The organism is Halogranum amylolyticum (genome assembly GCF_900110465.1).
Taxonomy (GTDB): domain Archaea; phylum Halobacteriota; class Halobacteria; order Halobacteriales; family Haloferacaceae; genus Halogranum; species Halogranum amylolyticum.
This window is the reverse complement of sequence record NZ_FODV01000010.1, coordinates 12,844-24,816: the sequence shown is the minus strand read 5'-3', so window position 1 is coordinate 24,816 and position 11,973 is coordinate 12,844. Positions and strand designations below refer to the sequence as shown.

Sequence of the window (11,973 nt, the reverse complement as noted above, 5' to 3'; positions counted from 1 at the left end):
GTTGTCAGTCTCCTGTCGAGGCCCCGACGCTGGTCTCATCAAGGTCGACCTTGGCTCTCGTCAACTCGCTCGCCCGCCACGCCCCACGCTGGTACCACACGTAGGCGATTATCGCTCCTACGATGTTCGAGATGGCGAACGACAGCCAGACGCCGGTCTCTCCAAGTGGACCGGAAGCAACCCACGCGATCGGGAAGCGGATGACACCGAGCATCAAGACGGAGATCGCTGCTGCGGTCAGGGTTTTCCCAGCACCGCGGAAGCTCCCTGTGAAGGCGCGCATGATGCCGATGAATCCGAACGTCAGTGCAACGTAACGGAGGAACTGCGCAGTGATCTCGACCACGGCGGGGTCTGTGGTGAACAGCCCTGCGACCGACGTTGCAGTGAACCAGACGAAAATTCCGGCTACGGTGAGGACCCCGAAGAGCACCGTCGCTGCGAGTCTGGTTGCCTGTTCAGCCCGGTCCGGTTCGTCTGCACCCATGTTCTGTCCGGTCATCGTTTCGACACCGCGGGCGACGGCAATTGCCGGCAGGAAGACGACAGAGAACACGCGCGTCCCGATTCCGTAAGCAGCGACCACCGTATCGGGAAAGAGCGCAACGATGACTAAGAGTAGGTTCATCGACAGCGCTCGTCCCGTCCCTTCGATAGATGCCGGGAGTCCAATGCGGACGAGTTGTCGAAGATACGCGAGATTGGGCGTCATATCTCTGAGATGAATCTCGACACCGCGATTGCCGCGGAACATGATTGCGAGGCCAACGAGGAGCGCGAGCACACGCGAGAACACGGTCGCGATGGCTGCCCCTCCGATACCGAGTTCCGGGAAACTGATCGTTCCTATCAGCGGTGCGTTCTCGACGATAGTCCACCCGAAGATGAGAAACGGGTCGATGGCGATATTGAGCACGACCGACCCGAACATGACGAGCATCGGGGTGATGGTGTCGCCGTAGCCCCGCATGAGTGCGTTGAAGACGAAGAACCCGAACATGAACGGGAGACCGAGCGAGATGACTTCCATGTACCTTGTCGCCATTGGCAAGGTATCCGGTGAGGCACCGAGCAGTCCGAGGAACCCTTCGACGCCGAAGTAGCCGACCATACCGACGAAGACCGATGCGAGCACAGCAAACGTCATCGTCTGGGAGGCCGCGTACTCCGCCTCTCGTTCCTTGTCAGCGCCCGTGTACTGGGCGACAAGGATGCTGCCGGCGACAGAGAGACCCATCCCGAGAGAGATAAGAAGAAACACCATCGGAAACGCGAAGCTAATTGCCGCCAAAGCATCTGTACTATACTGACCAAGCCAGAACGTGTCTGCGAGGTTGTAGGCTGTTTGAAAGAGGTTTGTGACGACGATCGGCATCGAAAGAAAGAACAGTGGCTTCGCGATACTACCCGATGTCAGGTCAAACTCTTCGGGCCCCTTGAACAACGAACCGATGTGGTTCCGCAGCCCCATCAGCGTGGGTCCCCCGTAGTCTCGGCTGCGAGTAGGTGTGTCTCAACATACCGCGTTATCGGTTCGTAGAGCCGTTCTGATGGGTAGCCGACAGCAACGCGGCGCGTGTGCGCCCCTGTAATTGTCGTCACAAAGAACTCGGCGGCGACAGTCGGGTTGACGTCGTCAGCGAACTCACCTGCGTCGACACCGGCGATGATGATCTCTTGGACTCGCTCGAAGAGGAAGTCATCGAATCTCCTTAGTCGCGCCTGAATCGCGTCGTCGTAGGGCGCCTGTACCTTCACCTCAAGCATCGCCGTCCGCAACTCTTGGCTGGGAGTCGTCTCGTCGTCAGAGAGCACGATGTCGAGGATAGAAAACAGCTGTTCACGCGGTGGTTCGTCCTCAATCGACGTGAGCTGAGTCGTATATTCGTTGTATAGAAACCGGAGGAACTCGCTAAATAGGTTTGCCTTGCTACCGTAATAGTAGTGAACCAGTGATTTGCTTCGCTCCGCCTCAGCAGCGATATCCCCGACTGTGAGATTTGCGTATCCATGCTGGCAAAGGGCGCGATAGGTCGCCTCCAAAATCTCTGTGGTTGGGTCGTCATCCATTAGTCGTTACCCATACTTACTAACTAGTTAGTCAAAAGGCTTCGGACTATGAGGGTATCGCCACCGGGTCCCTTGAGACGCGACAAGCGATACCCGAACCATTTACTCGAGTTTCTCTCTGCATCTCCCAACTACCCGGTCAAAACTGTTATCTGCCTCTCGACAAACTCGTTGTGTAATGACCGACCCCACGGAACGTACCTTCTCGGAGCCGACCGAGGCGATTATGCAGGCTACCTATCGGGCGCTTCGCAACTACGGCTACGCCGATCTGACAATCAAACGGATCGCCGAGGAGTACGGGAAATCGACTGCTGCTATTCACTATTACTACGATACGAAGGATGACCTTCTCGTCGCGTTTCTCGATTACCTCCTTGAGCAGTTCGTCGACTCGATACGTAGCATCGAGACGACGGATCCTGAGCGGCGGCTAGAGATTCTGCTCGACGAACTCCTCGTGACACCCGAGGAAAATCGGGACCTCTTGGTCGCGATACTGGAGATGCGGAGCCAAGCACCATACAAGGAGACGTTCCGAGATCGGTTCCGACAGAACGACGACTACATTCGATATATGCTCAAAGCAGTAATCAACCACGGTATCGACGAAGGCGTGTTCGACGACGTCGACGCCGATCACGTGACGCGTGCGTTGATGACGATCGTCGACGGAGCACGGACGCGAGCGGTCGTACTGGACGACACCGCACTCCCAACGGCCAGACAGACTGCGTCCGAGTACGTCGACGCGATGTTGATGCCGGAGGGCCACGACTGACCTGGTACCACTTGTCTCTTAGAGAGATTCGCCGAGGTGTCGATACACTCTGAGGACGCAATTACGCTCGACGCTCTTCTGTAGGAGATTGTGGATACAGTTCACCTGTTGGTCTAGAATCGAAAAAGGCACGGACACCGCACTTAGCGGTGTCCGATACGAATGATTCCGCTGGATGTATTTAGCTCGGAATCGCTCGTAGTGGACCTGCTTCAACAGGTTTGCTGGCGCGACGGTGGCTCTCGCCGCATTGAGGCGTCTCAAAGGACAATTTGACACAGTATTTCCGTGCCTTCTAGCTACGAGCGAACTCTTCGAGAAATCCGGTCGAGAAGCACTCAAACATACTGCCAAAGCGACTCTCTGAAATCAACAATGTGCTACATATGAGCGTAGTTCGTTAATCCTACTTTCGAGTGGTAACCAGATGTGCCAAATCCGGCGTGAGAAGCTGATACAGACGAAATTGGACGTGAAAACAGGTCTTCGAGCTGAGCCTCCACGGGACAGTGGTGATTGCGGAAAAATCGAGAACCTCACTACACACCGTGTTGCCGTTGTAACTCCGATTCTTACAGGGTATACCGGCTAGTACAGGTAATACTCACCGCACTATTTCCAGCTAATCGAGAGAACAAATTAGGAGCCCGCCGATTTGAGAAGTCGTCTCTTTGAGTTGAAGATGACAATGAGACTGCTAATCGCCATACAGAGCGCGGCAATTAGGGGATTGATGTAACCCGTAATTGCAAGCGGAATGGCAATTGCATTATAGCCTGCTGCCCAGATAAGATTCTGTTTGATGCGTCGTCGTGTCGACTGCGCGAGTTCGAAAATCGTCGAGAGGGATGTAAGCTGATCATCCATGATAACTGCGTCGGCTGCATCAACTGCAATTTCAGTTCCGCTGGCGAGTGCGATGCCAAGATCTGCACTCGCCAACGCAGGTGCATCATTCGTCCCGTCACCGACCATCGTCACCGTACCGCGCTCTCGCAAGCCTCGAACAATCATCTCCTTGGACTCAGGTCGGACGCCAGCGAAGACGTGACCGATCACTGGATGCGCTTCGAACCGCTGGGCCATTCGTTCATCGTCACCCGTGAGGACAACAAGTTCACGATCATCCTCCGATAACTGCGAGATAACTGTTTGCCACTCTTTACGAGGTGTATCCCGAATCGTAATGATTCCTTTAACGGTCTCATCCCACCCGACAGCTGTCGGATGTGCTCCATCCTCGTAAGCGGCCTCGATCGCTTGCTGGATCGCAGACGGAACGATCCAGTCGTCAGCTGTGAACGAATTCGGATGCCCGACAGTCACACGTGTTCCATCAACGAGTGCTGAAACACTGCGGTCGTTACGTTCAAAGTTTGTGACCGTCGATGTGGTGGATGGTGCTGCGTCGTCAATCGCCGCCGCAATTGGATGGTTTGATCGACGTTCGACGGCAGCCGCGCGGGCTAGTACTGTTTCGGTCCGCTCGCCGTATACATCATCGACCGACATCTCACCAGTTGTCAATGTCCCCGTTTTGTCGAAGACAATAATATCGGTCTCGTCGATCTGCTCTAGGACATTCTCGTTGACAACGAGGATTCCCTCGTCGGAGGCATCGCGAGTGCCCGACGTCAGCGCTAACGGCGTCGCAATCCCCAGTGAGCAGGGACAAGAAATAACGAGTACAGAGACGCCAGCCATGATAGCGGTGCTGAGTGAGTTTCCCAAGACCAGCCAGAGACCAGTTGTGCTAACGGCAAGAACAAGAACAAGTGGGACGAACACAACAGCAAAGCGATTGACAATACGTTGGATACCAGAGTCAGAGCTTTGAACGTCCCATAAAAGCTCAACAAGACGATCGATTGTGCTGCTTGCATCTGCTCCGACTTCGACAATCAGTGCATTGTCAGTAAGCACTGTACCGCCGAGAAGATTGTCACCAACGGACTTTGACTGCGGAATCGATTCTCCTGTCACGAGGGCTTCGTCGACAGCACCCGATCCTTCGATGACTGTTCCGTCAACCGGGATTCGTTCACCGGCCTTGACCAGGAGCTGGTCACCAGCTGCACATTCGCTAGTCGAAATCTGTTCGGTAGCTCCGTCCTCAAGCAAGCGCCGAGCTTCGGTAACTCGGGATTTGGTGAGTGCAGATCGATTCCCGAGCGCTTCTTGCTTGACTCTCGATTCGAGATGGTTCCCAATGGTAACCACAACCAACACCATCACAGCGACGTCGAAGTATGGGTCGCGCTGGCCCATGAGATAGCTTCCAAGCGAGTAGAGGTACGCAGCAAGTACGGCAATCGCAATCAAGACGTCCATATTCGGTTGGCCAACTCGAAGGCTCACGTATGCACCACGGAAGATGGGATAGCCAAGTCCAAGCACGATTAGTGTACTCCAGACGGCAAGCGGCCCGAAAACCATCGAAACGATGTTCGATCCGTATAAGAAACTCTCCGGGTAGATACCAAGATACACAGGGTAGATAAACAGAATATAGGGTGCCATGACCGGCATCATGAGGATGGCAGCGATGACTGCCCGATACTTGCTAAATTCGATCCGCTCCTCACTTTCATCGTCTTCCTCGTTCGGGAGCGTTGCGTGGTATCCGAACTGACTAATGATGTCGGTCAGATTGGTTGGCGTGGTTTTTGCTGGGTCGTATGTTACCTGTACCATCTCCGTTGAGTAACTTGCTTGTGCATCGGACACCGCATCGCTCTCGGTTGCAAGGAGTTCGAGAAATCCCTCACAGGTCTTACAATGCATTCCATCGACAGAAAGGTACGCTGTCTCTTGGTCCTCAGGAACCTCGAGTTCGTCGTCACTGGATTCGAGCCGTTGTTGGAGATCCCCGACTGAGAGTTCGGTTTTCTCAGTATCACCCACAAGCTGATAAATCTCGAGACAGCCACGACAACAGAACGTTCCAGCAACGCTCGCGTCAGTAACCGCCTGACTTCGAACCGGGAGGTCACAAAGCGTACACGTAGTCATAGGGGGATAGTGGAGCGAAAGGTGGCTGTTTCAAGTGGTTGGTAAATCGGGATGTCGATCATTGGAAGATTGATGCCGAATCGTGTCGCGCCCATTGCAACCAGCACATATCCCATGCAAACAAATAGAATGCCGAGACCATAGTGCACGATATGTCGTTGCCGGGCGGTAACTGATTGGATAACTGTTCCATAGAGAAAGAGAGTCGGGATTGTTCCGAGACCAAGCGCTGTGAGCGCCACTATCCCGTAGATAGGGGATCCCTGAGCAAAGACGTAGAGAAACGCTGGGTAGAGCAACATACAGGGTAAAAGTCCATGGAGTGCCCCGAGGCCGACGATACCAATGCCATCGACCCACTGATCGATTCGTGACGAAATTGCGGTGTAACTTCGGGCAAAGATAGATCCGATCCCACTTCTCGAGAGGGCTGTTTCAAAGGCTCCTTGGTGATACCCAACGAGACGTGTCGCACCCATGAGGATGACTAGCGTCCCAGTGATGATACCGACACCACCCTGAACCGGGCGTATTACTCCTGCTAGTTCGACGGTTCCATACAGTACGGCTCCAAGAAATCCGAATACCCCGCCGAGAATTGCGTACCCGATGGTTCGCCCGAAATTGAACAGCCCGTGTTGTCGAACTTCGTAGAGTGTGAGCGCTCCATCCCAACTTGCTGTCTTTGCCATTCGCTCTGCATAGGTTGTGACCAATGGACCACACATTCCAATGCAATGAGCACCGCCGAGAAGACCAACGAGAAAGAATGCCAGAAGGTCGAACTCGGTAGGGCTCGTGCCTAAAGGGGAATCAAGTAGCTCGATTAGCCTATTGTTTGGTATGACGTGATTCTGCAACACACTGGTTACAAAGACGTACCCTCCCAAAATGTATTAATTGGTCTGTCTATCGAATCTGCAGTGATTGCCCAGTTATTGAGTCTTCGGGTCGCTCGTCCCTACAACTAACCTCTCAAGCAGGAATTCTTCACATACTCAGAGGCTCACAGTGAGACTCGAGTGGCTGTAGCCACGACCCAGATTCGGCAAAGGAGAGTGGTCGACCTAGTTGACTAATAGAATCGATGGCACTGTCTAGATAAGGAACGAGCAGGTCGAAGAGTAGTGATCTATGCTACTCTCAAACCTGCTCAAAGAGAGTGTAGATACAGCTACGCTTGAATGTTGGCAGCGGGAGCGGACGGCGACGTTAACGAGACGCTCCGTGTCTCGTTCGTATACCAGAATGCAAAGCGTTCTGGGGGATGCCCGTCAGGGCGTTCGCCGTCCACCTCCACGCTGCCGGTTTGCCACTCAAGGCGACAGAAGCGATTCTTCGACTCCTCGGCGTAGAGCGATTATTTCAAGCAATTTCCCAGTGGGTACATCGGTTGGCTGACAGCGTTGCAGACCCGCCGACGTTCCCGAGAGCTTCGCTCTCGTGAGCCAACCAGAACGCACCGCGTTCTGGTGACGGCGCAGCCGAGGCGGGTCGCAGTTGACGAGACCGCTGTCAAAATCAACGGAAAGCGCTCTTGGTTATACGCTGCAACAGACCTCGACACAAAGGTAATCCTTGACGTCGCGTTGTTCGAACGTCACGGGACTGATCTGGCGTTGGTGGGGAATCGAACATGGGTCACCGTTGTGTTAACCAACACAGATTGGTCTTTTCAGGCTACAATGAGATAGGACGTTGGATACCCTGTTTCCCCACCGTCACCTCACCCGTCGATAAGAGGGCTGTCGCATTCCTCCTGAAAAGACCAAGACATCAGTGCCAAAGCTGCGTTGGTTAAGTGAGTCCTGATCCAGCGTTGATTCACTCTTCGAGCAGGGCGAGAATCTCTGTCGACGTTCGACTGATCCGTCCGAGTCGCTCACGGATCACGTCAGCATCGTCTGACTCCCACGTGGCAAGGTAGAACGCCGAGCCACTTGTATCGAGTCCACAGTACCGCCCGACGATGTACGCCACGGCTTCGGCTTCGACCTCGCGTTTTGCCCGCTCGGTGTCGTCGTCGACGTCGAAATGCAACAGCGCGTGCGCGTACTCGTGAACCAACGTCCGTGCAAGGTCGGCTTCGTTTGCTCGGTCCTTGACCTCGACGAGTGGTTGGACGTCGACGAGGCTCAATCGCTGGCAGATACCGCGTGCACTCCCGTGAGACCACTCCTCTTCGGGGACAATTCGGACCGTCACACCAAGTTCATCAGCCGCGTCGGTCAGCTGGGACACGAGATCGCCAGCGTCACCCGTTGCGGCCGTCTCGAGGTCGGGGAGCGGTTCGCCGTCAGTCTGGGAGATGTCGAATACCGGAGCGGGTCTGAATCCGACGAGTCCTCTCGACCACTCCTCGGGTGGTGTTGCGTCGTACTCACAGTCGGTGTTGGCGTGGTAGCTCGGCGAGTTTGCACACTCGGGACACCGCTTGGTGATGATGGGTGCCCAGATCCAGATTGCGCTTTCGCCTTCCTCAACGTGGCGGTCGAACTCTGCTTGCCAGGTTCGATACCCGGCGACGCGACTGGCCTCGGGACACTGCTGCTTGATGAGCAGTGTATTCCGGTAGGAGTAATCGTGGAACTGCCGTTGAACGTCAAGCCACTCCTGAAATTCTGCGCTCGCTTGTGCGTCGTCGACGGAGTCAACAAGGTCGTCAATCCACTGTTCGATGGTACTGTGCATCTCGTCACGTCGGGTGTCGGAGTCATCGAACGACACCACTGCATAGTCACTCGTCGCCATGAATTTCTCGCGAGCACTCCAGTTTTGGAATGCCCCGCACCCTTCGGGGGCAGAAAAACTCGCCGGCGAGCAGCGGTTTCTCAGCCTTCCGCTCAGTGCCTCACTACCTGAGCTCACAACGATGCCGCAGACGAGTCCTCCGTACTGCTAATCACCAAGTTAAGATGAGTGAGCCACAAGATTCTCAGACGAGCGTTACATATGCAAATTCCAGACGACTTACTTTGCCTCTTCAGCGCCCAGGTGGATGAGCAGAGAGGTTCATACGTTCTCGAAGTTCCGAAAGAAGAAGTGACAACAGGCGATGTACAAGTGGGTGATGTTCACCGCGTGGCTATCTTTGCGACTGATACTACTGATGACACTCCGTCAACCCACGAAGCGGTGCAGAATCGGGAGAGCCTCGCACCGGTAGAGAAAGGGGATCAGCGGACCGTCGACATCGAAGACATCGGAGACCAGGGCGATGGCATTGCCCGTACTGACCGTGGATACGTTCTCATCATCCCTGATACTGAACAAGGCGAACGAGTAACTGTCGAGGTCACTGAAGTGAGCGAGTCAGTCGGCTTCGCAGATGTGATTGAGCGAAAGCCCTACTACGAATAACCGAGGCTGGACACCAATCTTGGCGCATAAGAGTGACGAGGGGCGGACAAATACCGCCGGGGGGTGAGTTACCAAACAACCTCGAAATCGGCCCCACTCTGTTGGTTACTCCTCGAACAAGCAGCGAGTGGCCGCCTCGGTACCGACGAGCGTCTGCTGAGTCTCGTCGATATCCGCGAAGAGCGTCGCCTGATTACCCTCGATGAACGGGTCACTTCCGGTCAATCGTCAACGCCAAACTCGGTCGCCGCTGGTTGATCACGTCGCGATTCACGGTCGCGATGATCGACCTCTGCACCGAAGTCCTCGAGTGAGGTTTCGGCGCTCGTTTCGGTCATTTCGAGTTGGCCGTCGTCGCCAAAAGCTGTCTGCCGATGCACCGAGATGTCTGGTCGTTCGCTCATCTGAATCGAGCCTCCAGCCATCTGAGGCTCGAAAAACTCCTCAGAAGACCCGACTGGAACCCGTGGTCACCACGATGGTTCTCTGAGGGGTTGGCAAACAGACGACGTGTTATGTGGGTAAGCGTTTAATCTGCAGCCATGCTCCGCAAGATACTCACAACGATTGGCATTGTCGAACTCTTGGCACCAGAAGCGCTCATCGAGACTGCCGAGCAGGTCGCCCTCGAAGACCCAGACGAGTGCGAGTTGCGGTCCTGGGTTGTCACTGGTGCGCGGGTTGAAGGACTCGCCTTGTTACTGCTTATGTGGGGCAGTGACGCCTCGTATTCGAGATTCAAGAAATTCCTCGGTCTTATCGGGATTCTCGCCTTGAGTTCTCCACATGTCTTTGTGGGCTGTGCAACACCACTTGCGTACACCGACGCAAGCAACTGCAATTGGAAGCCATGGGTGTACGAAGGAACGCGGCTGGTCGGAGTGCTCTACGTGCTGATCGCTCTCAACGAGCTACGGCACGATTGGCTTTCTGACTCAAACTGAGTTATTTTTTGTGTCCGATTTTCGAGCCGTCGGAGAATCCGAATGCGCTGTTGATTTACCTTCTCGTAGGCGACACAGGCTCGAAGCGTCGCTAGTCAATTACAAACTGAAGAACTGAAAAAAGGGTTACACTGGACGGAACAATTGACTACAGCTGTGCATTCAGGTGGGCTTTGAGAAGCGTGCGATGGCACCGTTTCTGATTGGTGTTCTCAAAACAGACTAAGACGAGGCGTTCTTCATCACGAAGCCGGCTCGTAAGTTCGCTGACTGCTTCGCGGGCATCTACGACTTCGGTAAGATACGATTGGTACCGCTTCTCAAACTCCACGTCATCCCAAGCAGCATTATGCGCCCCTTCGTCACACAGCCCTTGCATCTTGAAATCCTCGTGGCGCTGTTTGAATTCGTTGAGGAGGTCTGCTGGGGGGCCGAGTGCTGGATAGTTTTCATCGACTGTTGTTCTGAACCAGCTGGTTGGCCGCCGAACCACACCCACGAGCGTTGCCTCCGTGGGAACGTCCACGAGGTTATGCTGCAGCGCTGCGACGTACGTGTCCTCGAGGAGGTTAGTTGTGGTCATGGTTTCTCTCTTAGTGGTAGGGGGGCTGAGGTAGTCAATCTCCTGGCAAGATGCTGTACACCGGATATGAGGATGCAGGAGTCAATTGCGGGTGTTGATTTCCTTCACGGTGCGATTTGCGAGCTCAGAGAATTCGATTGTGTCTGGTAGGATGTCCACCGTGATGTCATGCCTCCGAACTACACGAGCGGTCGGCGTTCCAATGGCCCCAATAACCGTCTCCGCTACTCCCCGTTGGAGTGCGTGTACATCGTCTTGCTCCGCGGCAATCTCGAAAAAGTGGTCGACCGTTTTCGGTGAGGTAAATAGTATCCCATCCAATTGACCGTCAATTGCAAGCGAGACAGACGGACCAGCCGCTTGTGGTCTCTCCAATTTGTACAACTGCGTTTCATGGACATCTGCACCGGCGGCGTCTAGTCCCTGGATTAATACGTCGCTGCCGTGAGCGCTTCGAGCAATCTCGACAGTCGATCCGTCGACCTCCCCAGCAAGTTCTTCGACGAGACCAGCGGATGTGAATGTCGACGGTACAATATCTACTGACACGCCGTAGGCCCGTAATGCTGATGCGGTGCGTTCGCCGACCGCACACACTGTTGAGTTACCCGGATGCCAGTTTTGTTCGGCAGCTATGTGTACTCCGGTACGGCTTGTGAAAACGTAATAGTCTCCTACTGAAGGTGTCGCTCCGGTCGGTCGTATCGTCAACATGGGGTCTGCCACTGGCGAAGCCCCAAGTGACCGGAGATACCCGACTGCCTCAACGATACGAGTGTCATCAGGTCGGAGAACAGCTACTGTCGGCTTGCACATTTTTGAGAGATTGTGTTGTTGGCCATGTTCGTACTGAACTTCGTGTGTAGTGGTCTGGGCGATTCGTCACTTTCATGATTCTACACTGGTCTGAGTGCAGCCAACCAAGCTAGAATTGGATTAACCGTAATTCGGACTGTGGCTGCACCGAAGCCGAAAGCGATGAGACTTGTCAATAGGACAAATTCGGCGTTAGCATCTTTCACACTCACTAGCAGTGTGAGACACGTAAGTGAGCCAGAGAGGAGACAGATGAGTCCCCCGGTGAGAAAGCATAAAATCGTGAACACGGGATCAGAGAAACTCATCAGCGGGAACGAGGGTGTATAGACCCTAGCGATGTGGAGCGCACTGCCGATACAAAGATAACCGACGAAGCTGATGATTGTTACTGCGCTCCCAGCCGA

General features: G+C 54.5%; 10 protein-coding genes and 3 pseudogenes. 5 read left to right on the top strand and 8 right to left on the bottom strand.

Features of this window, described 5'->3' with window-relative positions:
* Positions 1-4 precede the first annotated feature (4 nt).
* On the bottom strand, positions 5-1,471 hold the full coding sequence (locus tag BSG17_RS16170; RefSeq protein WP_089825939.1) for an MATE family efflux transporter: 1,467 nt from the start codon (positions 1,469-1,471) through the stop codon (positions 5-7).
* Positions 1,471-2,070, bottom strand: a complete 600-nt coding sequence (locus tag BSG17_RS16165) for a TetR/AcrR family transcriptional regulator (protein WP_089825938.1) — start codon at positions 2,068-2,070, stop codon at positions 1,471-1,473. The genes BSG17_RS16170 and BSG17_RS16165 overlap by 1 nt, the downstream gene beginning before the upstream one ends.
* 178 nt (positions 2,071-2,248) lie before the next feature.
* On the opposite strand from BSG17_RS16165, the gene BSG17_RS16160 reads away from it, so the two are divergent.
* Both BSG17_RS16160 and BSG17_RS27855 read left to right on the top strand, forming a co-directional pair.
* On the top strand, positions 2,249-2,851 hold the full coding sequence (locus BSG17_RS16160) for a TetR family transcriptional regulator C-terminal domain-containing protein (RefSeq protein ID WP_089825936.1): 603 nt from the start codon (positions 2,249-2,251) through the stop codon (positions 2,849-2,851).
* Between the two features lie 224 nt (positions 2,852-3,075).
* Positions 3,076-3,218: pseudogene (locus BSG17_RS27855) on the top strand (IS1595 family transposase); the annotation flags it as partial.
* Between the two features lie 272 nt (positions 3,219-3,490).
* On the opposite strand, the gene BSG17_RS16155 reads toward BSG17_RS27855, so the two are convergent.
* Together BSG17_RS16155 and BSG17_RS16150 are read right to left on the bottom strand one after the other, a co-directional pair.
* Complete coding sequence (locus BSG17_RS16155) at positions 3,491-5,863, bottom strand: heavy metal translocating P-type ATPase (RefSeq protein ID WP_089825935.1); 2,373 nt, start codon at positions 5,861-5,863, stop codon at positions 3,491-3,493.
* Positions 5,860-6,690 (bottom strand): sulfite exporter TauE/SafE family protein, encoded by an 831-nt coding sequence (locus BSG17_RS16150; protein WP_244531571.1) that lies wholly within the window; start codon positions 6,688-6,690, stop codon positions 5,860-5,862. The genes BSG17_RS16155 and BSG17_RS16150 overlap by 4 nt, the downstream gene beginning before the upstream one ends.
* A 307-nt stretch (positions 6,691-6,997) precedes the next feature.
* Between BSG17_RS16150 and BSG17_RS16145 the strand changes: the two are divergent.
* Positions 6,998-7,482 (top strand): annotated as a pseudogene (locus tag BSG17_RS16145) (hypothetical protein); the annotation flags it as partial.
* A 205-nt stretch (positions 7,483-7,687) separates the two neighbouring features.
* Here the strand turns inward: BSG17_RS16145 and BSG17_RS16140 are convergent.
* Positions 7,688-8,614, bottom strand: coding sequence for an ArdC-like ssDNA-binding domain-containing protein (locus tag BSG17_RS16140; protein WP_089825933.1), 927 nt, complete (start codon positions 8,612-8,614; stop codon positions 7,688-7,690).
* A gap of 201 nt (positions 8,615-8,815) precedes the next feature.
* On the opposite strand from BSG17_RS16140, the gene BSG17_RS16135 reads away from it, so the two are divergent.
* Positions 8,816-9,223, top strand: a complete 408-nt coding sequence (locus BSG17_RS16135; RefSeq protein WP_089825932.1) for a TRAM domain-containing protein — start codon at positions 8,816-8,818, stop codon at positions 9,221-9,223.
* Between the two features lie 105 nt (positions 9,224-9,328).
* On the opposite strand, the pseudogene BSG17_RS28620 reads toward BSG17_RS16135, so the two are convergent.
* A pseudogene (locus BSG17_RS28620) lies at positions 9,329-9,627 on the bottom strand (hypothetical protein).
* A 138-nt stretch (positions 9,628-9,765) separates the two neighbouring features.
* On the opposite strand from BSG17_RS28620, the gene BSG17_RS16125 reads away from it, so the two are divergent.
* A complete protein-coding gene (locus tag BSG17_RS16125) occupies positions 9,766-10,167 on the top strand; it encodes a hypothetical protein (protein ID WP_089825931.1) in 402 nt (133 codons plus the stop codon).
* Positions 10,168-10,315: 148 nt separating this feature from the next.
* Here the strand turns inward: BSG17_RS16125 and BSG17_RS16120 are convergent, their stop codons facing one another.
* Entirely contained in the window at positions 10,316-10,750 is a 435-nt protein-coding gene (locus BSG17_RS16120) for a DUF488 family protein, N3 subclade (RefSeq protein WP_089825930.1), read from the bottom strand.
* Between the two features lie 81 nt (positions 10,751-10,831).
* Positions 10,832-11,566 (bottom strand): uroporphyrinogen-III synthase, encoded by a 735-nt coding sequence (locus tag BSG17_RS16115; protein WP_089825929.1) that lies wholly within the window; start codon positions 11,564-11,566, stop codon positions 10,832-10,834.
* Positions 11,567-11,973: the final 407 nt, after the last annotated feature.